The following is a 23,928-nucleotide window of genomic DNA, read 5'->3' on the forward strand; positions in this document are numbered from 1 at the left end:
AGCCCACGCCGCCGCTGGGTGCACGCGCACGGGGCCACGGGCCCTGGCGTACCTTGGTGGCGTGATGAACCCCGCAGTCCCCACCCCGCCCTTCGTTGACCGCGCCGCGCACCTGCGAGGGGTGAGCGACGGCTCGCTCGCACGGGCGGTCCTGGTGGCAGACGGCGCGGTGCTCACGGGACCGGACGGGCTGGTCACCCTCGCTCCTGGGGCGTGGGATGGCGCGGCGCTCGTGTGCTTCCTGGGAGTGGCCGACGGCATCGAGTACGTGGCCGTGGCGAGTACGGCCGATGCGCAGGAAGGCCTGGGAGAGGACGTGGCCTTCGAGCCGCTGAGGGCCCTGTTGGGCCGGCTGGGCGAGGACCGTGTCGGCCAGCGCGACCGCGACCTGGCGACCACGGCCGTCGCCATGGCTCACTGGCACGGCTCGCATGCGCGTTGCCCGCTGTGCGGAGGGCCGATGCAGGTGGGGCCGGGCGGCTGGCATCGCCGTTGCGCTACTTGCGAGCGCGAGCACTACCCCCGCACCGACCCCGCGATCATTGTCGCGATCACCGATCACGAGGATCGGCTGTTGCTCGCGCACGCCGCTCGCTGGACGGAGCGCCGCTTCTCTCACTTGGCCGGTTACGTCGAGCCAGGGGAGAGTTTCGAGCAGGCGGTCAGGCGCGAGGTGGCAGAGGAAATCGGCCTCGAGGTGACGGACATCGCGTACGTCGCCTCTCAGCCGTGGCCATTCCCCGCCTCGGTGATGGTCGGCTTCACGGCGCGTGCCGCATCGGCCGTCCTGACGCCGGACGGCGAGGAGATCACGGAGGCGCGCTGGGTGAGCCGCGACCAATTGCGCGCGGCGACCTCGACGGGTGAGATCGTCGTTCCGCCGGCCGGATCCATCGCGTTGCGCCTGCTTGAAGACTGGCTCGGAGAGGCGCCCACACGGGTGGCGGCCGACAGTGTCAGTGACACCTGACACGATAAGCGCGATGTCAGCAGACCAAATTCTCGAAGCCCTCGACCCGGAGCAGCGCCAGGTGGCAACCGCGCTGCATGGGCCCGTGTGCGTGCTCGCGGGCGCCGGCACCGGGAAGACCCGCGCCATCACGCACCGCATTGCCTACGGCGTGCGCGTGAACGCGTATGCGCCGCAGTCGGTGCTTGCCGTGACCTTCACGGCGCGTGCGGCGGGGGAGATGCGTCAACGGCTGCGGGCCCTGGGAGCGCCGGGCGTGCAGGCGCGTACCTTTCACGCTGCGGCCCTGCGGCAATTGAGTTTCTTTTGGCCACAGGTGGTCGGCGGCCAGGTGCCACAACTTGTCGAGCACAAGGCGCCGCTCGTCGGTCGTGCTGCACGCCACGCTGGACTCAGCCCCGACCGTCTCACGGTGCGTGACCTGGCAAGCGAGATCGAGTGGGCGAAAGTGTCCTTGGTCGCGCCCGAGGACTATGCGGCACGCATCGCTGCGGACGGTCGCGAGGCCCCCGCCGGAGTGGGCGTTCAGCAGATGGTCGACGTGATGCGCGCCTACGAGGATGCCAAGACCGAAGCGGTGGTGCTCGACTTCGAGGACATCTTGCTGCTGCTGGCCGACATGATCGGCAGGCACGGCGAGGTGGGGGACCAGATTCGCCGCCAGTACCGACACTTTGTGGTCGACGAATACCAGGACGTTTCACCCCTCCAGCAGTTCCTGCTCGAGCAGTGGATGGGGGACAGGCGCGAACTGTGTGTGGTGGGCGATCCGGCGCAGACCATCTACTCGTTCGCGGGAGCAAGTCCCAGCCACCTGCTCGACTTCACCCGCACACACGGCGACGCGACCGTCGTGCGACTGGTGCGTGACTACCGCTCCACGCCCCAGGTCGTGAACCTCGCCAACGGGCTCATGGCTCAGCGCGGTGGGCGGCGCGCGGGAGTGGAGTTGATTTCGCAGCGGCCCTCGGGTCCGGAGCCCATCTACACGTCGTTTGAGGACGAGCCAGCCGAGGCCGCGGGGATTGCCCAGCGCATCGACGCGATGATCAAGGGTGGCGTCTCGGCCGCCGAGATCGCGGTCCTCTACCGCACCAACAGCCAGTCAGAAGAGCTCGAAGAGGCGCTCGCCGAGCGCGGCATCGGCTACCTGGTGCGCGGCGGCCAACGGTTCTTTGACCGCGAAGAGGTGCGCAAGGCGATGGTGCTGCTGCGTGGCGCCGCCGTGAGCCCCGGCGAGGGGTCCTTGGGCGAATTGGCGCGCGAGGTGCTGAGCGAGGCCGGGTGGTCGCCCGACGCTCCCACCGCGCGCGGCGCCGTGCGGGAACGCTGGGAGGCACTCGAGGCCATCGCTCAGCTCGCCGACGACTTCGATGCCGATGCGGGCGGCGCGGCGACGCTGAGGGAGTTCGTCGAGCACCTCGCCGAGCGGGCTCAAGCGCAGCATGCCCCTGCGGTCGACGGAGTGACGCTCACGACCATGCACGCCGCGAAGGGCCTCGAATGGGACGCGGTGTTCATCGTGGGCTGCTCCGAGGGGCTGATGCCCATCGCGCTGGCCGAAACGGACGAGGCCATTGAGGAGGAGCGCCGGCTGCTGTACGTCGCCGTCACTCGCGCACGCGAGCACCTGCACCTGTCGTATGCACGGGCTCGCAAGGTGGGTGGCCGTGCCACCCGCAAGCGCACGCGGTTCCTCGAGAAATGGTGGCCCGAGGCCGCGCGGCCCAAGGCGGTGCGTGTGAGTCGCCAGCAAAAGCTCGAGGGGCTCAACGCCGATCAGGCACACCTGTTCGAGGCGCTGCGGCAGTGGCGGCTCGGCGTCGCGCAAGAGGCGTCGAAGCCGGCCTTCACGGTCTTTGCGGACCCCACGCTGATCGATATCGCCATCGCGCGTCCCCGCACCCTCGGGGAACTCGCGGGGATCAACGGCGTGGGAGCGGTCAAGCTCGATCAGTTCGGCGCCCAAGTGTTGAGGGTGGTCGCCGACAACTAGCGTGTCGCTAGGTCTGGAGGCAGGCGCAGGCAGGGTGAGGTTCAGGTGAGGGAAGTTGCCGCACGCCCTCATCGCTTACCCGCCACACGCCCGGGTCGGTACCCGCCGAGAGGTGAGTGCACGCACGGGCGGTCAGCATGCCCGCGAGCCCGGCGAGCATGGGTGTGGTGTGCGGCGTGCGGCCCTCACATTGCAACGCGACCGCAGGCCACAGTCGATCCCGTTCCGTTGCCGCGAGGCCCAAGCACGTGACGCAAGCCGTGGCACCGGGGATGACGAGAGGGCCCACCGTGACGCCGCCCTCGTCGACGGTGACGAGCAAGTGGGGCTGGTCGTCGCTGAGCAGGAGCCGTGCGGCAGTGACGGGAATCCCCACGGTGACCAAGACGTCGAGGGCGGCCGTCGCATCGGCCCCGCGGACATCGGCACCTGGGACCGTGGCGCGAACCCGTGCCGCCGCCGCGCTGCCGTGCGATGAACCCGGTGCGAGCACGGTGTTCTCGCGTGGGCCCTGCCACGCGCGGCCGCCGTCGGCGAACGCGATGGCCCACCCCAGGCGGGCGAGCATCGTCGCGGCCTCGACTGCGATCGCCGTGCCCGAGCGGAACCTCACCACCGCGGCAGGTGCCGATGGGCGTGCGGTCTGTCCCGCATCGGCGAGTGACTCGAGCAGAGCCCGGTGCCGTCGCTGTTCGGAGGCCCCCAGGTTGCGGCCGCCTTCGAGGGTGGCCAGAAAACGCATCTGCTCGGCGGTAAGACGCTCGAGGATCACTGGAGCGTGCAGGCCCACCTGCACCGAGGTCAGGCCGCGCACAATGACCGGGCATGCGGGTGTCAGTCTCATGCGCGTCAGCGTCGCAGAGCGGGGCGCCCCGGTGGGCGCTATCCACAGCCCTGACATGACAAGAGGCGGGCGGCCCGTGGGCCGCCCGCCTCTTGAAGGTCTCGAAAGGAGACTTATGCCTTGCCGAGGATGCGGTTCAGCTTGGTGCCGCACTCGGGGCAGGTGGCCTTCGCCATGCGGCGACCGTTCTCCGAGACAACCACGTCGCCCTCGGTGGTGCGCTTGTCCTTGCACTTCACGCAGTAGAACTCGCCAGCGTACTTGTCGGCCATTCGCCTTCTCCTTTAGTCACGCGCGACGCCGGGACGCCGCGCTCCGATGGCCACGACGGGCCGATTCCCCTCAAGCGTAGACGGAAAAAAGGCCAATTGAGCACAACATCAGCACGCCGTGTCGCAGGGAGTTGTGCGGGTCAAGGGCGATCGGGGTCCTCATCGTCGCCGTGCTGCGCGCCGGTCGAGCCGGCGTTGTCGGTGCTCGCCTCTGCGCCGTCGGAGGGTCCGCTCGCGGCTGCAGCCAGCAGCGCCTCAAGCTCGCGGTCCACCTCGTCCGCGGTGTCGCCGCTCGCCAGGCGCTCGACCCAGGCGCGAGGGTCGTCCAGTGCCTCAGCAGGAGGCAGCACGTCGGGGTGGGCCCAGACCTTGTCGCGCTCCTGCGGTCCAAGTTCCTGGCTCAGCGCGGCCCACAGCGTCGCCGCGTCTCGCAGGCGTCGCGGCCGCAACTCGAGCCCCAGGAGGGTGGCAAAGGTGTCCTCCGCCGGTCCACCAGCGGCGCGCCTGCGACGCATCATTTCCCGGAGCGAGCCGATGCTGGGCAGGTGCGGAGCCGCTGCGCGGACGGTGACTTCCTGCACCCAGCCCTCGATCAGGGCCAGCAAGGTCTCGATGGAGCGCAGGGTCTCGAGCTGTGCGTCGGAGTGGTGGGTCGCGAAGATGCCCGTGGTGAGTGCCTCTTGCAACTTGGCGGGCTCGGTCAGGCCGGCGTCGCGCACCGCCTCGTCGAGCGCTTCGAGGTCGATGGTGATGCCGACCGCGTAGCGCTCGATGAGGTTGTGCAGGTGGCCGGGAAGCCACGACGCGGTGGTGAACAGGCGCACGTGGGCCGCCTCGCGCAACGCGATGTAGGCACGCACCTCATCGTCCGGAATGCCAAGGCCGGCCGCGAAGTCGGCAATCGCACCGGGGACCATGACGACACGCGGCTCGGGCAGGAGGGGGAACCCGAGGTCGGTGATGCCGAACGCCTCGCGCGCCATCTGGCCTGCAGCCTGGCCCACGTGCATGCCCGTCACCGTGGGGCTGACTGATCCCACGAGCCCGCTGGCATCCCCACCCAGGTGCGAGGTGGCCTCTTCCGACGTGAGGATCTGCCCCAACGCCTGCGACACCGAGGTGGCGACAGGGCCCGCGAGAATGCGCCAGGTGGGCATGGTTCCCTCGACCCATTCGGCGCGGCTCCACACCCGGGGTTCCAAGGTGGAGGGGTTGAAGTCCGTCGCGGCATCGAGCCAGAGTTCTGCGCGCGAGACGGCAGAGCGATGCTCGGCGGCGACGGCCGCGGTCACCGAAGGATCGCCACCCTGTGCGGCGACGCCGCGCGCCACATCATGCGCGAGTTGCCAGTTGACATCCTCACCCTGCGACTGCGCCACCAAGGCGCGGATCTGGCCCAGGACGTGGTCCATCATCGCCGGATTGGCCAGCATGCCACTGGCCTGAGCCAGGGCCTGGGGGTCCATGCCCATACGTTCGAGTTCCGTGAGGGCTGCTTCAGCGTCGTCCCCGAACAGTTCCCGCAGCAGTCGCATCCAGGGGGTTTCGTCCTCGCTCACGGGCGTCTCCTGAGGTTCTAGCCGCGCCTCGTGCTCGGCTTTGTCCAAACTAACGCCCCTGGCTCGCAATTGGGCTCATCGTTCGCTATAAGCAATGATGGACAAGTGACTGCCCCGTCCGAGCTCCCCGAGCAGCCTGCCTTCCCACTGACAAGCGGCGACGACTCCACGCGGGTGGAGGGCGACGGTACGCCGTCAGGCGAGCAGCCGATGGATCACCGCTCCAACGTGATGGCCTTCACCGGATTGGGTGCCTCCGTCCTGATCGCGGTGCTGTCGATCCTGCCCGCCGCGTACGCTCTGGGCGGGCCCGGACCCACCTACGACACGCTCGCGCAGACTGACGGTGTGCCCGTGATCGAGATCGAGGGCGCGCCCACGTACGAGGGCACCGGCGAGTTGCGGCTGACCACGGTGTCCGTGGGCCGCGGCAGCGGCCACGCTTTCACTCTTGGCCAGGTTCTGCGGGACTGGGCGTCTCCGTCGGCCTACGTCCAGCCAGAAGAGGTGGTCTTCGGCACACCCGATCAGGAGCAGGCCGTCGAGGAGCAAGCCCAGCAGGCCTGGGTGACCTCGCAGGAAGCCGCGACTGTGTCAGCGCTTGAGGCGCTCGGCCACCATGTCACCGCACGGCTTGACGTCGCGGGCGTGGACCCGGAGTCGAACGCGACGGGACTGCTCGAGGAGGGCGACGTCCTCGTCTCCGTGAACGGGGTCGACGTTGACTCCTACACCGCCCTCACCGAGGAACTCGGTGAGCTCGAGGCTGGCACCGATGTGACGGTCGGGTATTTGCGTGACGGCGCCCCGGGCGAGGCGACCTTCGCGACCCTCACCAACGACTCCGGCGGCGCCTTGATGGGCATCTGGGTCGACCCCCAGTTCGACCTGCCGATCGAGGTCACCGTCAACGTCGAGCAGGTCAGCGGACCGAGCGCGGGCATGATGTTTGCGCTGGGAATCATGGACAGCCTCACCGAAGTGGACGAGCTCGCAGGCGCCAAGGTGGCCGGCACTGGCGAGATTGACGCGTTCGGTGACGTGGGTGCCATCGGTGGCATCCGCATGAAGATGTACGGTGCCCGCGACGCGGGCTCCGAGTACTTCCTGGCACCCGTCGAGAATTGTGACGAGGTTGTCGGGAACGTTCCTGACGGACTCGACGTCTTCTCGGTGGATACGCTTGATGACGCATACGAGGCCATTACCGCCATCGGCGCCGGCAACACGCAGGCGCTGCCCACTTGTGAGGCGCCATGAAGGCGCCAATAGCAGGACCGATCTAAGGACAGACCAGTGACGTTCGACGCCCGCCCCACGCCGCCGCGACGCCCCGTGGACGTGCCCCGCCGCCGATCCCCTCTCATGCTCGCCGCGATAGCGGTCGCCATCCTCGTGGTCATCGTCATGGCCGCGGCCCAGGTGTGGGCAGAGGTGGCCTGGTATCGCCAGGTCGGCTACACCTCCGTCTTCACCACCCAGTGGGCGGCGCGCCTGGCGATGTTCGCCGGGTTCGGCTTGCTTGCCGCCGCGTGTGTGTGGTTCACGCTGTGGATCGCGCGCCGGGTACGGCCCGCCGTCACCGGCACCCGCACGCCGCTTGACCAGGTGCGCGAACAGATTAGGCCCGTGGAGAAGTTGGCCATGGTCGTGGTCCCCACCTTCATCGGGCTCATCGCGGGCCTGGCCATGGGTGGACGCTGGGCGGAGTTCCTCGCGTGGTGGAACCACGAGTCGTTCGGCGTGGCCGACCCGCAGTTCGGGCTCGACGCGTCGTTCTACGTCTTCACCCTGCCCGTCCTCCAGGCAGTCATCGGCTTTGTGCTGACCATTTCGATCCTGTGCACCCTCCTGGCAGCGTTCGTTCACCTGCTGTACGGCGGCATCGGCGGTGGACGGTCCTTCGTCGCCTCGAAGGGCGCGCGTATCCAGTTGGCCGTCTCCGGCCTGGTGGTCATGCTCGCGATTGCCGCAAACTACTGGGTGGGTCGCTACGCGCTCCTGAACACCCAGAACGGTGACTACTTTGGCGCGCTCTACACGGACGTCAATGCGATCATGCCCGGACGCGCGATCCTCGTCGGCATCGCGGTCCTCGTGGGACTGATGTTCCTCGCCGTGATCTGGCGTGGTGACTGGCGCATCCCCGCCGTGGGCGTCTCGCTCATGGTGCTGTCCGCTCTCGTCATCGGCGGCATCTACCCCGCGATCGTGCAGCGCTTCGAAGTTGATCCCAACGCTCAGACTCTTGAAGCCGAGTTCATCCAGCGCAATATCGACGCGACGCTGTACGCCTATGGGCTGGACGACATCGACACCATCCCGTACGAGGCCACGGTCGAGGCAGAAGCCGACGCGCTGAGGGCCGATGCGGAAACGACCACTCAGATCCGTTTGCTTGACCCCAACGTGGTCTCGCCCGCCTTCAAGCAGTTGCAGCAAAACAAGCAGTACTACGACTTCACCGACACGCTGGCGGTTGACCGCTATGAACTCGAGGGCGAACTCAACGACACCGTGATCGCGGTGCGCGAACTGAACCTCGACGGGCTCAGCGACGACAGCCGCAACTGGGTCAACGACACCACGGTTTACACCCACGGCTACGGCGTCGTGGCGGCGTACGGCAACACCACGGCCAGCGACGGCCAACCGTCCTTCTGGGAAGGCAACATTCCGTCGACCGGTGCGCTGGGCGACTACGAGCCGCGCATCTACTTTGGTCAGACTCTGCCGGACTATTCGATCGTCGGCGCCCCAGAAGGTACCGAGCCCTGGGAGTTGGACTACCCGGACGACGACTCACCCAACGGCCAGGTCAACACGACCTACCAGGGAGAGGGCGGCCCGTCCATCGGCTCGTTCATGGAGAAGTTGCTGTACGCGGTCAAGTTTGGCGAGGAGCAAATTCTGTTCTCGGATCGTGTGACGACTGAGTCGCAGATCCTGTACTACCGCGACCCGATCGAGCGTGTGCAGCGAGTCGCGCCGTACCTCGAGCTCGACCAGACCACCTACCCGGCGGTCGTGGACGGGGACGTCGTGTGGGTGGTCGACGGCTACACCACCGCGAGCTCCTTCCCGTACTCCGCGCCCGTGTCGGACCAGGGCCTGTTCGCGGGCAGCGACCTCGCCCAGTTCCCCTCGTCGCTGAACTACGTGCGTAACTCGGTCAAGGCGACCGTCAACGCGTACGACGGCACCGTGACGCTGTACGCCTGGGACGAGGAGGACCCCGTCCTCAAGACGTGGCAGAACATCTTCCCGTCGACCATCAAGTCCGTGTCGGACATCTCGGGTGACCTGATGAGTCACCTGCGCTACCCCGAGGACCTGTTCTCGATCCAGCGCGAACAGCTCGAGCGCTACCACGTGGATGACGCAGCGGCCTTCTATTCGGGCCAAGACCAGTGGGAGCTGCCCGCCGACCCCACGGCCTCCTCGACCGCCGCGGCCGAGACGCTGCAGCCGCCGTACTACCTGACGCTGCAGATGCCTGGGCAGGATGACCCCACGTTCTCGCTGACCAGTTCCTTCATCCCCGGAGGTAACACGGACCGCAACATCCTGACGGGATATCTGGCGGTGAACTCGGAGACGGGCAACGCCGACGGTGAGGTCGCCGAGGACTACGGTCAGTTGCGGCTGCTCGAACTGCCGCGAGACACGACTATTCCTGGCCCCGGTCAGGCGCAGAACTACTTCAACGCCGACTCCGAGGCACAGCAGACGCTCAACCTGCTGCGCACCGGTGGCTCTGAGGTGGTCAACGGCAACCTGCTCACGGTGCCCGTGGGCGGCGGACTGCTCTACGTGCAGCCGGTCTACGTCCAGTCGAGTTCCGGCACCCAGGTGCCGCTGTTGCGCAAGGTCTTCGTGGCCTTTGGCGACAAGGTGGGCTTTGCTGACACGTTGCAGGAGGCTCTCGACGAGGTCTTCGGTGAAGGCGCTGCGCCCGAGGTGGAGACGCCGACCGACGAGGTTGAGCCGGACACCCCGCTCGACCCGGGGGCCACTCCTGAGCCCACGCCCACGCCGGAGCCCAGTTCGCCCGAACCGACTCCGTCGGACACGGCGACCACCGACCCCGGTGACATCACCGACGCTCAGGCCGCACTCGAGGATGCCCTCGACCGGGCCCAGCAGGCACTCGAGGCCGGTCAGGCCGCGCTCGCTGAGGGTGACTTCGCCGCCTACGGTGAGACTCAGGATGCGCTGGCAGACGCGATCGAGGACGCCATCCTTGCGGAGGACGCACTGGCGGCGCAGTAGTCGATTTGGAACCTCGCCGCGCGTGGGCTAAAGTTATCGAGCCGACGCGGGGTGGAGCAGCTCGGTAGCTCGCCGGGCTCATAACCCGGAGGTCGCAGGTTCAAATCCTGTCCCCGCTACCAAAGAAAGGCCCCAGACCAGGGATTTCCTCCCGGTCTGGGGCCTTTTGTATTGCGTGCTCGGCGACGAAGTACGCTCAAAAGTACGCTTCAGCGAGGACTTCATCCTGCTGTCGATCGAGTAGCCGACGATCCGGTTCGAGAACACGTCCTTGACCGCGCACAGATACAGCTTGCCTTCGGCCGTGGGGTGTTCCGAGATGTCCCACAGCCACACCTTGTTCGGGCCGTCGGCGACGAACTCGTGACGGACCACGCCGTGCTCGTCGACGACCGCGAGGAGGTCGTCATGCGGGGCCGGACCTGTCGCGCCGGCCTTCGAGCGGGCGACCTTGTGATGACTGGCGCTGATGCCTGCGATGCGGCACAGCCGGTGGACACGGTTCTCGCCGACCGTGATGCCGTGCTCGTCGCCCAACTCGTCGGTGATGAACTTGTAGCCCAACGTTGCGTCGTCGCTGTGGACGTCACGGATGACGTCCAGGAGGTGCGCATCGTCCCAGTCACGCTGACTGACGGGGTTCTTCAGCCACTTGTAGTACCCCTGGGGCGACAGCCCCAGGACCCTGCACGCCACCGTGACCGGCACCCGGACGGGTGCGTCGGTCGCGGCCATCTCACGGACGAGCGGGAAGACTATTTTCCGGCAGGTTCGCCTGCGAAAGGTAGGCGGCCGCACGGCGCAGGACCTCGTTCTCCTGCTCGAGGAGACGGATCCGCTTCTTGGCCTCACGCAGCTCCTTGCGCTCGTCCTCGCTCACGCCGGGACGTGGTCCGTCCTCAATGTCGGCCTTCTTCATCCAGTTCGCCAGCGAACCTTCGGAGATACCGAAGTCCTTCGCGATCTGGGACAGCGGCGCCTGGCCGCGGCGGGCCACCGCCACGACGTCATCGCAGAACTCTTGGGGGTAGGGCTTAGTCACAAAGACATCCTTCCAGCGAGGACAAATCCTCAAAGTTCAGATGTCAACCAAAGCCGGGGCAGACCCGAGACCGCCCCGCGTCGACGTCGAGCATGCAACACGCGTTTGCCCTGGTGAGGGGTCTTGCCCTTGCAACGTGGGAGGGGGGGGTGTAGGAAGGTTGCCAAGGAGCCTCCATCCCCGGAGGGGTTGCTTACTCGAATGACAACGAAGTCACTACGAGTAAGGAGCACGACCATGAGGCTCAAAGCCAAAACCTGGGCCACCGCAGCAGCCGCTTCCATTCCTCTCCTGTTGGCCAGCACCGCTAGCGCAGTGGCCTCACCTTCTGCGCGGTTCGTCGCGCTGGAGGCCGAGTTAGTCGCAGACCTGCAGCTCGAAGAGATGGCGACCAGTGTGGTCGCTGCCGTCCAGGATGCCGGCACAGGTGAGGTCGAGATCACCTCGTCGACCGAACTAGGGTCTTCGATCATCGAACATCTCGACGGCGGCGGCCTCGATACTGATGTCGAGGCTACGGTGGACGCTCTCGACCAAGAGCTAGACTTGAGCACCCAAGCTCGGGAGCAAGTTGCGGCGTTGATCGACTCAGACCGTGCACACCTCGACAAACTCGCCGGGGCGGGAATAGAACTGGGTATCGAGGCCGTTGAGGTCGCTACGACGGATCTAGCGGCTACCCTAGACGCGCGCAACGATCAGATTCTCGTCGAGGCAGAAACTCTGGTCTCCCACCGCTACGATTCCGGCATCGTCGGACAGATGTTGGAAGAGACGACCATGATCGTGGACGCCGTAAGCGGCGAGCTGCTGGCCATCGACCGCATCACCGAGGCCGACTATGCGGATGCTGCCTCGCTGACCGACCCTGGGTGGTTCGATGACGACGATTTGGGTAGCGAGGTGGGTGAAGGCATTCCTGGACCTAGTGAGACGGCCGAGGCACAGTTGGATGCCGTCGACGACGATACTTGGATTGAAGTGGGCCCGGTCTCTGCCCGCGGGTACAGCGCTCCTTTGATCACTGGAATCGGCTCGAGCGGGCGTTCGTACGTCGTCAACTACGCCCGCAAGTACGCTCTGACTCCGAACCGGTATTACCGCACCTACACGTCCGACTGCACCAACTTCGTCTCTCAAGCGGTACGGGCAGGCGGTTGGTCTTTCAAGAATGGCTGGTATCGGAGCAACGGCGCGTGGTACTACTCCTCGACCGGAGTGACCTCCTTCACTTGGGCGGGGGCGGAGAACTGGTTCCGGTTTGCGCGTGTCGAGTCCAAGCGAGCCAAGACCATTACCCGTTTCTCCCAGGTCGTGCCCGGCGACATCATCCAGGTCAAGTTCAAGGGAAAGTCCAATATCGGTCACTCCATGGTCGTCACGGGAGTTAGCAAGGGAGAGATTTATGTCAGCTATCACTCGAGCAACAAGCGCGACGTTAAGTTCTCTGCCTTCGACGCCACCTACACCGGCGAGCAGTACTTCATCCACCGGCTCTAGCCGCCAAACTACGAGGAGCGTCCGCACGGTCGCCGCCGTTGGTATCGCCTCCGTGTCCATGTCACTTGCGGCCTGCTCCCCCCCGGGTTGCGCCTCGTACCAGCGGAGTTTCGACACGCTCATGAACGAGTTTCTTACAGCCGTTCAGCAGCACGATGAAGAACGCGTGGCAAGCACGCTGGCGCCCGAGTTCACGGTGAACCCCTCAGCGCTTGACACACTGGAGGACGGCCTCGCAGGCGTCGATCTCAACGACCTGCTTTACAGCTCAGAGCAGGCAGGCTCGGCAGCTTCGACCAAGGTGTACAACGCCGACGGCAGTCTCCTGGGGGTATTCGAACACTCCAGCACCTCTGAACAATGCTGGGCAATGGCCTGGGGCTCCTACCCCGAGCCCGGCCCCAACACCTCACCTAGCGCGGCTGCCACCGCTTGAATCTGTCCATCTTGATGTCCTCCCCGCCCTTCAGGAGGGGGAGGACTTCAAGGCCTTAGGCACTTGCCCGGCCTTATAGAGCAGCACGTTGGAAGGAAACTGACATGAACCCGAATCCGGGGCAGACCCGAATGGCGAGTCCCAAATCCCGGCCTCTACCCGCCCGCCCATGTCTGGGTCCGCGCGTGAATGCGCCGCCGGAGACCTTTACGAGCAACTACCCTGCCTGAACAACGACGCCCCGAGGCGGGGTCGTCGCATTCAGGCACGCAGCGGCGCTCAGCGCCCCCACGAGCGGACGTGGCCGTCTAGCCAGTCAGCGAACTGCGCAGCCGCCCGAGAGAGCGTCCAGATACCACCCACAGAGGCACCGATGGCTGCAACGGCGACCAGCAGCTTCTGCCACCACTCCGGAGCCGCCACGAAACTCTCCCACGCCCACGCGGCGAGCGGACCGACCCCGAACGCCTGACCGATGACACCTAACAGCGCGCCGGCCACGAGGACCACGACGGCGACCGGGATCAACGCGAGAGCCATGCGGCCGACGGCGATCCAGCCGATGCGAGACTCGAGCCCCGCGGTGGTGTCGAGCACGCGCTGCGCGCGAGCGTTCGACTCGTCGATGCGATGCGTCACGGCCTCAGCGGCGGCCTCCGGTGCCGAGGCCGCCACGCTCTTGACCGCGCCGACTGCGTGCCGGACGAGAGCGTCGCCCTCGCCGAGACGCTTCGTCATCTCCGCGTCGCGAGCCGCCGCCTGTTTAGCGGCTAACGTCGTAATTGCTGTCACGCGTTTGGCCACGGCCTGGAGCTCCGTCAGCACGGTCGAGTAGTGCTCGACCGCGACGGCGTCGGCGATCTGCTTCTGCAGCTTCACGATCTCTGTCAGCCTGCCGTCGTCGCCCGTGGAGGGCGAGGGCTGCGCTCGCTGCGGCGAGGTCTGCGTCTGCGCCAGTAGCCGGTCGAGTCGCTCGCTCGTCTCCTCGTCCACCACCCCCACGTACGAGGTCAGTTTCGAGACTGCGCCAGTGAGCGTCTCGAGCTGCCGCCGCTGCGCGTCGAGCATCGACGTCAATTGCGACAGGCTCTGCTGCTCCTGCTCCTCGTGACCCCTGGTCTCGATCTCGTCCAAGATACCCATGTGTGTTCCCTTTCTCGAGCGTCGTCCGCTGGTGCCTGTTGCGGTGGTGGTCGAAGATCTGTAGCGCGATCTTCGACGTAAATTCACTCGTCAGCGACGACGCTTTGCGACGCCCGAGCTTCCCGTTGTCAATGCGACGCATCTTGTAGGTCCAGCCGTCTCGCTCCGTCGAAACGAGCGCGACGCCGTGCTCTGCGAGCACACCCTCGAAGGCATCGCGATCGACGGAGCGGCTGTCACGTAGCGCGTCGGCGACGCTGTCGCCAAGCCTGCGCTCGAAGCCGCCCACGGCGAACTCCTCGCGGCGCATGTTCCAGTCGGGAAGCTCGCGCTGCGGATCCGGCAGAACGCGGCATCCCTCGTCTCGCATCAGCTCGTCGTTCACCTGACGAAGTCCGTGCGTCCAGCTCGTGTATCGCTGGAGGCTCTTGCCCGTGAGGTTGTCGTGATTGAGGAGGTAGATGTGGTTGTGCGCATGGCCGCCTGCAGCATCCCGATGGGTGACAACGAGGTAGTCCGAGGTTGCCATGCGGCGAGAGAGCTTCACGCCCAGCTCGTTGACTCGCTGGAGGTCGTCGAGATCGGTCACGTCGAACTCATCTGGGCTGAACGCCTGGACGTAGCTGTAGACCTCGACCTTGCGGCCGTGGGCGCTGGCGAGGGCCTCGGCCCGAGCGACGAACTGCTCGGACGATTCCAGCGAACCCGAGAGCACCGCGGCGCGCGTCGTGCCGTGGCGTTGGTGCGCCTCGCGCACTCGCTCGGAGCCGCCGAGCAGTGCGTAGCGCACCGAGTCTGCCGCCGACCGTGACGACCTGACATTCACCGTGCTCATGTCGAGGTCCCGTCCCCGAGCTGCGCTCGGACCTCGACGACAGCGGAGGCCACCTCGCGCAGCAGATCGTCTTCGAGAGCGGCGCCGCTTCGCAGCGCCTGGTTGAGATTCACTCCGACGCGTCGAAGCTGCTCAACCGCCCTCGCCAGCTCGGGCCGCGGCACGATGGAGGCCGACTCTGCGGCCTCCATCCTCGCCATATGTCCTCGACGCGCATCGAGCGCATCGAGGACCGCCGCACGGACCCACACGCTCGGCTTCACGCCGATCGCGCGGGAACAGCGGTGGATCGCTTCGCGCTCCGCCGCTGTGTACCGTACGTCGATCCGCATCCCCCGGTTCTTCCGAAGTGCCTGGGAAGGGGGTACGGACAGGCCAGCAGGGTGCTTGTCGGACAAATCGCTGACGCTCTTGTCCTCCGCGCACCGCTGGCCTTCGTCCTCGGTCGCTGCGCTTCCTGCGGGCGAGGGGGCAAAACGCATCGCACTGCGCGCTCCCAGATCAGTAGCTACGTGCATCCTGATCACCTCCCTCCACGGCACCTGTTTGGGTGCCGTAATCGGTCGCGGAGCTGGCCGATGAGGCGACCTCCTCCGTCGACGCTTCCGTCACCGATTCGGTGTCGAGTTGCTGCGCGAGGCGGCGCACCTTGTCGCTGGCGAGCACGTCGCCGAGCGCGGCGATCTGCTCGGGCGTCGTTGCATCCATCGCCTGAGCGATGCGTACACCGAGAGCGTTCTGCGCTGCGACAATCGCAGCGCGCTGCTTCGCCTTCGCGGCACGCTTCGCGTCGCGAATCTGCTTAGCGAGTGCACGCTGCTGTTCGAGGAGTTGTTCAATGTTCGTGGTCATGATGCCGTCCTTTCGGGAGAGTGGATTACTGGGACAACAGGGTGCTCGACGGTGATGCCCCGCGCAGCGAGTTCGCGACGCATTCGTGCATCCTGACGAGCCTCGATCGAGGCATGGGCCGGGACCCTCAGCGCTACATCCGGCGATCGCTCGGCGACGTGGGTGAGCACGGTTTCGATCGCCTCTGAATGCGTCAGGTGGACAGCCGTATCGGTCGGCCCGTACCCGATCGCGAGCTGCTCCCAGCCGCCATCGGGAATGGATACGACGCGGCTGTGTGACTCCACTTGGCTGACTCGACTGATCGTGTAATGGGGGTCGTCGTTGAGCTTCTTCGCGTCGATCTGGAGCGTGATCCGTCGCACCAACTGGTCGAGCGAATCGCTGGTCGATCTCTTGCCCGGCACGAAGAACCCGAACTCGACTGGGTCCACCGAGACGGCGATCAGGATCACTCGTGGTGCAGCGTCCCGCTTGTTCACATACCGCGCCGAGATCGGGCCGGCCTGACGAGGATCAAGCAGCATGAGGAGAATCGGCCACTCCATGACGCGCGAGCCGGGTTCGTTCATCAGGAAGATCTCCTGACCCGCATAGTCGTCTGGGCCGTTCTTTGCAGTCGACCGGAACACGTTCCACCCGAGCTGCTCTTGCAGTTCCGTCGCGACGCCTTCGGCGAGGAAGCTCTTCCCCTGATCACTCGCGCCCATTACCCAGACCACCGTCTTCCGGAACGCGCCGCGGCGCAACTTCTCGACCTCGGCGTGCATCTCACGGCGAGCGCGGAATGAGAACGCGAGATCGATGTTGGTCTTGTTGCGCGCGTAGATGTCGCCGAGCGTCCTGTCGTCCAGGATGGCGAGCTCGTCGAGCTCGCCATCGAGGACCTTCTGCACCATCGCGTCGCCCAGTTCCGACCACTCTCTTTTCGAGATCGGAGCGTTGCGAGCGACCACCGCGCGCCGCGCCCAGGCGCGGCGATGCGACTCCTCGATCTTCAGATAGTCCTCACCGCGGAGCATCGTGACGTCGCGGGGGCTGTACTGGAACTTCGCTGGGTCCTTGGCATGGATCAGATACGACTGCGCGTTCTCGATCCGACCACCGCGGCCGGGAGCCCGTACGACGCTCGTGGAGAAGCCGATCGCCCGATCGATCTCCACACACTGAAGCTTCCCGTCGACCTGGCGACCAACGCTCTGCTGGATGATCGCATGAATGTGATCGGCCTTCGGAGACCCGTCGTCGAGGCGATCCTGATCGTGCTTGATGACCCATAGTCCCTTCGCATCACCTCCCGCAGCTTCATAGCGCCGCAGCACCTCCTCACCGATCTGCCGAGCGCTACCCGCCGTGATGAGCGCCGGGTCCCAGCCTGGCCAGTACTTCGCGGCGAGGTTCTGCGAGAACGTCACGTAGGCCGGCGGCTCCTTGCCCCCAGGGCCGCTGACCTTTCTCTTCGTCTCGGCCATCAGGACCACCCCCGACCGCGCGCCGGATTAGGTGAAACACCCATCAAATCCGGCGCGTAATCCGGCGCGTCAGGGGAAACGGTCGGATGCGACCGAACAGGACTCCGTGACCCCACCGCAATCGGTGGATTACCAGGCGTTTGTGACAGCGGGGGGCTATCGGCAAGCTTTAGCCCCCCGCGCGTAGTGTCCCCGAGAATCCGGATTTGGTTGTGGGATCCGGGGGAACTCTTGTACGAGGGAATATGCGTCGTTTCTTCGGCCGGTTGAGTGGACTGCTCGTCCTCAGCGGCTCCGGGCGATGGATGCAGGAGGACGCAATTGCGGGTGGTCATCGTTCAGCCCTCCACCTGCGCGTCGAGCCAGGCTTCGACATCGGCGACGCGGTAGACAATCCGGCCATGCACTTTGCCGAGGCGGACGAACTTCGGGCCGACGCCGAGCGAACGCCAGTTCGCGAGCGTCTTCTCGCTAATACCCGTCATCTCGGCGACAGTGCGCGGCTTGACCGAAAGCGGTATGGGGGTGGTAGCGGACATGAGACTTGCCAATCGACGACGTTGAGTCGGTGGCTCCGGCGTCCCGTATTCCGGCGGGCGATTCTGCCCCTGCGACTTGATATCTCGTAGATATCTGCGGGCCTATCGCTCATGCCCGGCCTTGAGGCCATCTTCTTTCGGGTTCATGTCCAGCGGGTCGACCGCCTCGTACTCGAGGTCTCGCTACCACCACGGATCGCGAAACCCAGTACCTACGCGGCGTCGATCTTGAAGAACTCCGAGATCGCGTCGCAATATGTGGCGATCTTAGTTGCCCTGTCAAGCCCTGTCAAGCCCTCGGTTCCTGACGAGTTTCCTCTTCGTCGTTTTGAACCTGCTAACCTGACGCCATGGCCAGAGCCGCCAACAGCCCGCTGGCGCCGGGCGAGCACAGTATCGACCGAGTAACACCCCGGCAGCAGGCGGACGGCACCTACCGGCTGGACTGGCGCATAGCGCTACCCGATGGGCGCACCGTCGCGAAGATCACGAAGGCCGCCACGATCGGCGCGGCACGCCGCAAGGCAAAGCAGACCGCGGCCGACCTGCTCGCGAACGGCGGCTTCGGTGGGCAATGGAAGGGCACCTCGTCGCTCAGCGACTACATCCAGAAAGTCGCAAACCCTGCAATCGAAAGCGCAGGCCTCTCCGACAACAGTCGAGCGCGATACCGGCTCGTGCTTCGACTGCTCGTCGGCGACTGCTCTGCGGACCATCGTCACCGCAACAGCCTCAAAGGCCACACCATCGCGTCGGGCAGCCGGTTCCGGGCGATGGAGGCGTGTCTGCAAGAGATCGCCCAACTGCACGGCAGCGAGACAGCGCGGCAGTCTCGGACTGTGCTCGGGAAGTACATCATCCAGCAACTCATCCGTGACGAGGCGATCACCGGCAACCCGCTGGCTGGCATGTCGGTGGACCTCCGCAGCAGCAAGCCGAAGCCCGCAGGGCCGCAGGGGGGTCTCGCGTTGAGCCGAGCGGACTGGGAGCGCGTGATCGATCACCTGCTCGCACTCGACCCGACCGAGGGGCTCTCGATGCGGCAGGGGCGATGGTCGGCCACCGAGCGCGTCGCCAAGCGGCAGGGGGCGATCGACCTGACGCTGCTCCAGGCCGCGACCGGACTGCGGATCAGTGAGGGCCTCGCACTCGTCCCCCGCCACCTTACTGTCGACGACGCAGGTCTGATGCGCGTTCAGGTGGAGGACTCCAAGACCGCTAGACCGCGCACGGTGCCCGTGCTGCACTCGGGCGTTCAGGAGCGGCTGATAGCCCGCCAGAACGCCGTAGGAGCGCGTGGAAGGCTCTTCGGCGCCCCGAGTGACTCACGGCGCGCCTGGGACCGAGACAACGCCCAGAAGGCGACGACAGCGCTCTACCTGCAGCTCCAGGAGGAGTTGAAGATCCCGGCATTCAAGACGGAGCGTTCGCACGTGTGGCGCGCCACCCTGAACAGCCTGCTGATCGACGTCCCCGAGGTCGTGCGTGCGGCCTTCTTCGGGCATGACCCCGCGGTCAATCGCAGCGCGTACACCGACCTCACCGACGTGCGCCCCATGGTGGATGCAGCCCACCGACTGAGGGCAGTCTGAGTCCCCAAAAGTACGCTCAAAAGTACGCTTCGATTCCGGGAAATCCCGTGAAACTAGACCTCAACGCCGGGCAACTGACAGGGTCAAAAGTTCACTCTTACCAGGTCTTTTCCGTTCTCTAACCTGGGGTCTCCCAGGGTGTGCGCCCGTAACCCGGAGGTCGCAGGTTCAAATCCTGTCCCCGCTACTCACGATCGAAGGCCCGGACCATCAGGTCCGGGCCTTCGTGCATTTCCCGGCCCGGCCCACCGCGGCCCACTGCGGCCCACCGCGGCCCGGCCTTCCTGCCCCGTCCTCCGCGTGTGCGCCCTCCCTCCCTCCCTCCCTCCCGTTCGCGTAGACCTCGCCCAGATCGGCGTGTCCGGTGCGTCCTGCGCGTAGACCTCGACCAGATCGGCGTGGCCTGGCCGCCGTGCGCTAGCGTGGCGCCGTGACCACCACCCGCCGCATCGGCGTCCTCGGCGCGACGGGCATTGGTGTGGGGTCAATGCTTGGCTCCGGGGTGTTCTCCGATCTGTGGGAGCCGGTGCTCGCGCTCGGCGACTGGTACCTGGCGCCCGTCGCGATCGCGGCCGTGGTGGCCCTGGCGAACGCCATGTCCACCTCCCAGCTCGCGAGCCGGCACCCCATCGCGGGCGGCGTCTACTCGTACGGTCGGCTCGAGCTAGGCCACTCGTGGGGCGTGCTGGCGGGCGTGGCGTTCCTCGTGGGCAAGACCGCGTCCGTGGCGGTAGCGGCGCTGGTGATGGGTGCGTACCTGGTCCCTGCGGCGCCGCAGGCAGTGGCAACGGTGGCCGTGCTCCTCGCGTGGGGGCTCAACTCGCGGGGGATCACGCGGACGGCCGGCGCGGCCACCTCGATCGCGAGCATCGTGACCGTGGTTCTCGTGGTGCTGTGCGCGGCGGCGTACTCGGAGGCCTCGGCAGGCTTCGGCTGGTTCGCCTCCGCCGATGGGGTGGCGAGCACGAGCCCTGGTGCCGTGCCTGCGGTGCTGGCGGGCGCATCGGCCGTGTTCTTCGCCTTCGCGGGCTACGGGCGCGTCGCGACGTTGGGCGAGGAGGTGCGCACCCCAGAGCGCACCATCCCGCGCGCCGTGCTTGCGGCTCTCGCCGTGGTGGTCGTGGTCTACGCGATGGTCGCGGCGGCGCTGCGCCCCTTTTTTGGGCCGATGCACGGGCAGGGCGGGCAGGCCGCTTCGCCGCAGATGCCTGATGCTCCCCTCGAGGCGCTCGCCTCGCTCGTGGGCATGCCCTCCTGGCCGCTCGCGGCGGCCGCGGCGCTCAGCGCCGGGGGTGCGATGCTCGCCGTGATGGCGGGCGCGGGGCGCACTGCAATGGCGATGGCTCGCGAGGGGGACCTGCCGCGCACGCTCGCCCACCAGGGGCGCTCGGGTGCACCCTGGCGTGCGGAGGCGGTGGTGGCCGTCGTGGCGGTGGCTCTGGTGTGGACCGTAGGGGTGAGCCTGCTGCTCGTGAGCGTGGCGTCGATCCTCGTCTACTACGGCGTGGCCAACGTCGCCGCGATCCGTCAGCGGCGAGCGGGACGCACGGCGTCGCTGCGGGCCCCCGTATGGCTGAGCGGGCTGGGGCTCGTGGGCTGCCTGGTGTTGGGCGGGGCGGCCCTTGCGGGCGTGATCGGCGCCTAGCGCCGCACCTGCGAATCTGGTCGAGACCTACGCGTAGCGCGCGCGGCGCCCCCGAAAGTGGTCGAGGTCTACGCGAACCGGGGTGGGGTGGGGTGGGGAGGTGCCGGTGGGGTGGGGGTGAGTTGGGGTGGGGAGGTGCCGGGGGCGGGAGTGGGGTGGGCGGCTGGTCAGGCCGCGACGAGGCTCCACGCCCCGTAGCCGGCCGCTACGCATGCCAGGCCCAGCGCGGCAGTCCCGACGAGGTAGCCCGCCGCGGCTCCCGCACGCCTCTCGCGTAGCAACACCACCGTGTCGACGGCCAAGGTCGAGAAGGTCGTGAGGCCGCCCGCAAAGCCCGAGCCTGCCACGAGCAGCACAGTGGCGTCGGCGCCGTGGGCCACCGCGCTCGCCGCGACACCGAGTGCCGCCGACCCCAGGGCGTTAGCGGCCATCGTGGGCCACGGGAATCCAGCGTCGGGGTCGAGTCGCGCCAAGAGGTATCGCGTTGTCGCTCCGAGCCCGCACGCAACAACGGCGAGTGCGTAGCCAAGAGCCGTCACAGGTCGGACTCCGTGAGGGACGCTGCGGGAGCGTGACGGTCCACCACGCGCCATCCCACGGCGGCCGCGAGCACCGCACTCACGAGGTTGAGCGCGAGCACGGCCACCGCCTGTGCGGGGGTGATCTCCGCCGTCCAGCCCATGGCGGCGATCGCGGAGAACGTCGTGAATCCACCGAGCGCTCCCGTGGAGACCAGCGGAGTCCACGCCGCCACTCCGTGGCGGGCGGTATGGGCCGCCACGCCACCCAGCGCGAATGAGCCGACCACATTGATGGCGACGATCTCCCACGGCACGGTCCAGTCGCCGAGCAGCGCGTCGATCGCCATGCGTGCACCCCCGCCGAGGCACCCACCGATGAAGACGAGCACGGCGGGGGGCAGGGTCATCGGGGCTGCTCGAGCCAGGTGTCAGCGGCGGCGAGCTCGGCGCGCATCCCGCGGATCAGCGCATCGGCGACGGCCCTCTCGATCATCGCGCCCACCAGTGGCATCCGCACGACGACAGCTCCGGCGGCGACGAACCGCGTGCCATCGGGGTCGGGTACAAGAGCGAGCGAGCCCGACGCATGCCCAGGCGCCCCCACAATTTCCAGTGCAAACGTACCGGTGCGGTCGTCGCCTTGGAGGCTCTCCCACACCTCCGTGTAGCGCACCGTAATCTCGGCACCGACGAACGAGCGGAACTCCACGGGAAGCGTGGTGGACGGCACCTGCTGACGGATCGAGATGGTGAACCCGTCGGCGGGTGTGCCTTCCACCTGGGCATCGGGCCTGACGGCGCCGGAGGCTGTGGCGCGAGTGCGGACAAACTCGGGGTCGGCGAGCATGGCCGCTACCTGGGCGGGCGATGCAGAAAACACATGCGAATGTGAGATATCCATGGTGCTCCTCAAGACTTCGCTTAGGGTATCGCGCCCGGTTATGCCTAGGCTTAAGGCCGTGGCGACATTGAGAGAAACGGCCGAACGTTATGGCCCCCTGACCGACGCTGAGGCCGACTGGTTGGCGCTGCTGACCTCGGACTGGCAGATCATCGCCGATCTGTCGTTCGCCGACCTCGTGATGTGGCGCCAGGTCCCCGAGGGGTTTGTCGCCATCGCGCAGTGCCGACCCTCAACGGGGCCGACCGTCCATCAGGACGATGTGGTGGGCACCACCGCGGCAGCGGGCAGGATCGCACACCTTCAGCGGGCGCTCGATGACGGTGAGATTGTCGCCTCCCGCGAGCCCCGCTGGGACGAGACCTACGCCGTCCGTGAGGACGCCCTGCCGGTGGTGATGAATGGCAAGGCCATCGCCGTGCTCACCCGCGAGGTGTCGCAGGCAGTATCGCGGTCCTCAAGCCGCCTCGAACTGAACTACAAGGGCGCCGCCGACGACCTGCTGCGGATGATCACCCGCGGCGAGTTTCCTGTGCAGACGTCGGTGACTGGTCCCCGTCGTGGTGCCCCGCGCGTGGGTGACGGGGTGCTGCGGCTCGACGCCGCCGGCCACGTGACGTACGCGAGCCCCAATGCGCTGTCGTGTTTTCACCGTCTGGGCGTGACCGGGTCGCTCATGAATCGCTCGCTGCCGCGGGTGACGAGTGATGTGGTGCTCGACAAGGGCCACATCGATGAGACCCTCGCGATGGTGGTCATGGGCCGCGCGGCCTGGCGCACCGACATCGAGGCCAATAGCGCCTGCCTGTCGCTGCGGGCGATCCCGGTCACGGAGTACGGCGAGCGCACTGGAGCGGTGTTGTTGTGCCGCGACGTGAGCGAACTGCGCCGCCGCGAGCGCGAACTCATCACCAAAGACGCGACCATTCGCGAGATTCACCACCGCGTCAAGAACAACCTGCAGACCGTCGCGGCGCTGTTGCGCCTGCAGTCACGACGTGTGGAGGCGCCCGAGGCGAAGGAGGCACTCGCCGAGGCCATGCGCCGCGTGTCGACCATCGCGTTGGTCCACGAGACGCTGTCGGGAACCCTAGATGAGCTCGTGAACTTCGACGACCTCGCTCAGCGTTCGGTACGGATGGCCGCTGAGGTCGCGTCGCCCGGAGTTCAGGTCAAGGTGGTCCGGGAGGGCGACTTTGGGCTGATTCCCGCCCAGTACGCCTCGTCGCTCGCGCTGGTCATCACTGAACTGGTGACGAACGCCGTCGAGCACGGTTTCGAGGGCCGCGAGTCCGGCATCATCACGGTGTCGGCCCACCGCAACGAAGGCATGCTGCATGCGGAGGTCGCCGACGACGGCGTGGGCCTCGCGGGGGAGCCGTCCGGTTTGGGTTCTCAGATTGTGCGCACGCTCGTCGAGAACGAGTTGTCCGGTTCGATCGAGTGGCGCAGGACCGACACGGGTTCGAGTGTGCGCATCGAGGCCAAGGTCGACGAGGACAGATAGAGAAACGGGCCGCCCGCTGGTGCGGACGGC

Annotated in this window: 20 protein-coding genes, 1 tRNA gene and 2 pseudogenes; 10 read left to right on the forward strand and 13 right to left on the reverse strand. The window is 66.9% G+C overall.

Features of this window, described 5'->3' with window-relative positions:
* Positions 1-64: 64 nt before the first annotated feature.
* Positions 65-970 (forward strand): NAD(+) diphosphatase, encoded by a 906-nt coding sequence (gene nudC, locus ACK5NO_RS05165; protein ID WP_416811642.1) that lies wholly within the window; start codon positions 65-67, stop codon positions 968-970.
* Between the two features lie 13 nt (positions 971-983).
* Positions 984-2,966 (forward strand): ATP-dependent helicase, encoded by a 1,983-nt coding sequence (locus tag ACK5NO_RS05170; protein WP_416811603.1) that lies wholly within the window; start codon positions 984-986, stop codon positions 2,964-2,966.
* 7 nt (positions 2,967-2,973) lie between these two features.
* Here the strand turns inward: ACK5NO_RS05170 and ACK5NO_RS05175 are convergent, their stop codons facing one another.
* From ACK5NO_RS05175 to ACK5NO_RS05185, 3 genes are all read right to left on the reverse strand, one after another.
* Complete coding sequence (locus ACK5NO_RS05175; protein ID WP_416811604.1) at positions 2,974-3,810, reverse strand: hypothetical protein; 837 nt, start codon at positions 3,808-3,810, stop codon at positions 2,974-2,976.
* A 113-nt stretch (positions 3,811-3,923) separates the two neighbouring features.
* Positions 3,924-4,082, reverse strand: a complete 159-nt coding sequence (locus ACK5NO_RS05180) for a DUF5679 domain-containing protein (RefSeq protein WP_416811605.1) — start codon at positions 4,080-4,082, stop codon at positions 3,924-3,926.
* A gap of 140 nt (positions 4,083-4,222) precedes the next feature.
* The gene (locus tag ACK5NO_RS05185; RefSeq protein WP_416811606.1) at positions 4,223-5,641 is read right to left on the reverse strand and encodes a zinc-dependent metalloprotease; all 1,419 of its coding nucleotides are present in this window, start codon (positions 5,639-5,641) and stop codon (positions 4,223-4,225) included.
* Positions 5,642-5,746: 105 nt separating this feature from the next.
* On the opposite strand from ACK5NO_RS05185, the gene ACK5NO_RS05190 reads away from it, so the two are divergent.
* The 3 genes from ACK5NO_RS05190 to ACK5NO_RS05200 all read left to right on the forward strand — a co-directional run bounded on the left by ACK5NO_RS05190 (position 5,747) and on the right by ACK5NO_RS05200 (position 10,035).
* A complete protein-coding gene (locus tag ACK5NO_RS05190) occupies positions 5,747-6,901 on the forward strand; it encodes a PDZ domain-containing protein (RefSeq protein WP_416811607.1) in 1,155 nt (384 codons plus the stop codon).
* 36 nt (positions 6,902-6,937) lie between these two features.
* Positions 6,938-9,913 (forward strand): UPF0182 family protein, encoded by a 2,976-nt coding sequence (locus ACK5NO_RS05195; protein ID WP_416811608.1) that lies wholly within the window; start codon positions 6,938-6,940, stop codon positions 9,911-9,913.
* A 45-nt stretch (positions 9,914-9,958) separates the two neighbouring features.
* Positions 9,959-10,035, forward strand: a tRNA-Met gene (locus tag ACK5NO_RS05200).
* Between the two features lie 88 nt (positions 10,036-10,123).
* Here the strand turns inward: ACK5NO_RS05200 and ACK5NO_RS05205 are convergent.
* A pseudogene (locus tag ACK5NO_RS05205) lies at positions 10,124-10,955 on the reverse strand (IS3 family transposase); the annotation flags it as partial.
* A 237-nt stretch (positions 10,956-11,192) separates the two neighbouring features.
* Here ACK5NO_RS05205 and ACK5NO_RS05210 point away from each other — a divergent pair.
* Positions 11,193-12,455 (forward strand): amidase domain-containing protein, encoded by a 1,263-nt coding sequence (locus ACK5NO_RS05210; RefSeq protein ID WP_416811609.1) that lies wholly within the window; start codon positions 11,193-11,195, stop codon positions 12,453-12,455.
* 166 nt (positions 12,456-12,621) lie between these two features.
* Positions 12,622-12,891 carry a hypothetical protein gene (locus tag ACK5NO_RS05215; RefSeq protein WP_416811610.1) on the forward strand — a complete coding sequence of 90 codons (270 nt, stop codon included), beginning with the start codon at positions 12,622-12,624 and terminating at the stop codon, positions 12,889-12,891.
* Positions 12,892-13,170: 279 nt separating this feature from the next.
* On the opposite strand, the gene ACK5NO_RS05220 is transcribed toward ACK5NO_RS05215, so the two are convergent.
* From ACK5NO_RS05220 to ACK5NO_RS05245, 6 genes and pseudogenes are all read right to left on the reverse strand, one after another.
* Entirely contained in the window at positions 13,171-14,034 is an 864-nt protein-coding gene (locus ACK5NO_RS05220; protein WP_416811643.1) for a hypothetical protein, read from the reverse strand.
* Between the two features lie 415 nt (positions 14,035-14,449).
* Positions 14,450-14,869, reverse strand: a pseudogene (locus ACK5NO_RS05225) (relaxase/mobilization nuclease domain-containing protein); the annotation flags it as partial.
* Entirely contained in the window at positions 14,866-15,201 is a 336-nt protein-coding gene (locus ACK5NO_RS05230) for a plasmid mobilization protein (protein ID WP_416811611.1), read from the reverse strand. The gene ACK5NO_RS05230 and the pseudogene ACK5NO_RS05225, both read right to left, overlap by 4 nt.
* Positions 15,202-15,370: 169 nt before the next feature.
* Positions 15,371-15,721, reverse strand: coding sequence for a hypothetical protein (locus ACK5NO_RS05235; RefSeq protein ID WP_416811612.1), 351 nt, complete (start codon positions 15,719-15,721; stop codon positions 15,371-15,373).
* Positions 15,718-17,193: a Rep family protein gene (locus ACK5NO_RS05240; protein WP_416811613.1), complete on the reverse strand. Its 1,476-nt coding sequence runs from the start codon at positions 17,191-17,193 to the stop codon at positions 15,718-15,720. The genes ACK5NO_RS05235 and ACK5NO_RS05240 overlap by 4 nt, the downstream gene beginning before the upstream one ends.
* Positions 17,194-17,531: 338 nt before the next feature.
* On the reverse strand, positions 17,532-17,732 hold the full coding sequence (locus tag ACK5NO_RS05245) for a helix-turn-helix transcriptional regulator (RefSeq protein ID WP_416811614.1): 201 nt from the start codon (positions 17,730-17,732) through the stop codon (positions 17,532-17,534).
* Positions 17,733-18,082: 350 nt separating this feature from the next.
* On the opposite strand from ACK5NO_RS05245, the gene ACK5NO_RS05250 reads away from it, so the two are divergent.
* Positions 18,083-19,324, forward strand: coding sequence for a hypothetical protein (locus ACK5NO_RS05250; protein WP_416811615.1), 1,242 nt, complete (start codon positions 18,083-18,085; stop codon positions 19,322-19,324).
* Between the two features lie 430 nt (positions 19,325-19,754).
* Positions 19,755-20,969, forward strand: a complete 1,215-nt coding sequence (locus ACK5NO_RS05255; protein WP_416811616.1) for an APC family permease — start codon at positions 19,755-19,757, stop codon at positions 20,967-20,969.
* Between the two features lie 167 nt (positions 20,970-21,136).
* On the opposite strand, the gene ACK5NO_RS05260 is transcribed toward ACK5NO_RS05255, so the two are convergent.
* Genes ACK5NO_RS05260 through ACK5NO_RS05270 form a run of 3 tightly spaced genes read right to left on the reverse strand, consistent with a single transcriptional unit; the run spans position 21,137 to position 22,391 of the window.
* The gene (locus ACK5NO_RS05260) at positions 21,137-21,508 is read right to left on the reverse strand and encodes a fluoride efflux transporter FluC (protein ID WP_416811617.1); all 372 of its coding nucleotides are present in this window, start codon (positions 21,506-21,508) and stop codon (positions 21,137-21,139) included.
* A complete protein-coding gene (locus tag ACK5NO_RS05265; RefSeq protein ID WP_416811618.1) occupies positions 21,505-21,897 on the reverse strand; it encodes a fluoride efflux transporter FluC in 393 nt (130 codons plus the stop codon). The genes ACK5NO_RS05260 and ACK5NO_RS05265 overlap by 4 nt, the downstream gene beginning before the upstream one ends.
* Positions 21,894-22,391 carry a DUF2505 domain-containing protein gene (locus ACK5NO_RS05270; RefSeq protein WP_416811619.1) on the reverse strand — a complete coding sequence of 166 codons (498 nt, stop codon included), beginning with the start codon at positions 22,389-22,391 and terminating at the stop codon, positions 21,894-21,896. Before ACK5NO_RS05270 ends, ACK5NO_RS05265 begins: the two co-directional genes overlap by 4 nt.
* 58 nt (positions 22,392-22,449) lie before the next feature.
* On the opposite strand from ACK5NO_RS05270, the gene ACK5NO_RS05275 reads away from it, so the two are divergent.
* The gene (locus ACK5NO_RS05275) at positions 22,450-23,898 is read left to right on the forward strand and encodes a sensor histidine kinase (protein WP_416811620.1); all 1,449 of its coding nucleotides are present in this window, start codon (positions 22,450-22,452) and stop codon (positions 23,896-23,898) included.
* Positions 23,899-23,928 lie beyond the last annotated feature (30 nt).

Origin of the sequence: Demequina sp. (genome assembly GCF_047975725.1) — a bacterium.
Classification (GTDB): Bacteria; Actinomycetota; Actinomycetes; order Actinomycetales; family Demequinaceae; genus Demequina.

What these genes read in the sequence shown, in the direction of transcription:
- ACK5NO_RS05175 (WP_416811604.1), bottom strand. Translation starts at nt 3,810, where the DNA reads ATGAGACTGACACCCGCATGCCCGGTCATTGTGCGCGGCCTGACCTCG.
- ACK5NO_RS05250 (WP_416811615.1), top strand. Translation starts at nt 18,083, where the DNA reads ATGGCCAGAGCCGCCAACAGCCCGCTGGCGCCGGGCGAGCACAGTATC.
- ACK5NO_RS05220 (WP_416811643.1), bottom strand. Translation starts at nt 14,034, where the DNA reads ATGGGTATCTTGGACGAGATCGAGACCAGGGGTCACGAGGAGCAGGAG.
- nudC (WP_416811642.1), top strand. Translation starts at nt 65, where the DNA reads ATGAACCCCGCAGTCCCCACCCCGCCCTTCGTTGACCGCGCCGCGCAC.
- ACK5NO_RS05265 (WP_416811618.1), bottom strand. Translation starts at nt 21,897, where the DNA reads ATGACCCTGCCCCCCGCCGTGCTCGTCTTCATCGGTGGGTGCCTCGGC.
- ACK5NO_RS05235 (WP_416811612.1), bottom strand. Translation starts at nt 15,721, where the DNA reads ATGACCACGAACATTGAACAACTCCTCGAACAGCAGCGTGCACTCGCT.
- ACK5NO_RS05240 (WP_416811613.1), bottom strand. Translation starts at nt 17,193, where the DNA reads ATGGCCGAGACGAAGAGAAAGGTCAGCGGCCCTGGGGGCAAGGAGCCG.
- ACK5NO_RS05230 (WP_416811611.1), bottom strand. Translation starts at nt 15,201, where the DNA reads ATGCGGATCGACGTACGGTACACAGCGGCGGAGCGCGAAGCGATCCAC.
- ACK5NO_RS05180 (WP_416811605.1), bottom strand. Translation starts at nt 4,082, where the DNA reads ATGGCCGACAAGTACGCTGGCGAGTTCTACTGCGTGAAGTGCAAGGAC.
- ACK5NO_RS05245 (WP_416811614.1), bottom strand. Translation starts at nt 17,732, where the DNA reads ATGTCCGCTACCACCCCCATACCGCTTTCGGTCAAGCCGCGCACTGTC.
- ACK5NO_RS05170 (WP_416811603.1), top strand. Translation starts at nt 984, where the DNA reads ATGTCAGCAGACCAAATTCTCGAAGCCCTCGACCCGGAGCAGCGCCAG.
- ACK5NO_RS05270 (WP_416811619.1), bottom strand. Translation starts at nt 22,391, where the DNA reads ATGGATATCTCACATTCGCATGTGTTTTCTGCATCGCCCGCCCAGGTA.
- ACK5NO_RS05210 (WP_416811609.1), top strand. Translation starts at nt 11,193, where the DNA reads ATGAGGCTCAAAGCCAAAACCTGGGCCACCGCAGCAGCCGCTTCCATT.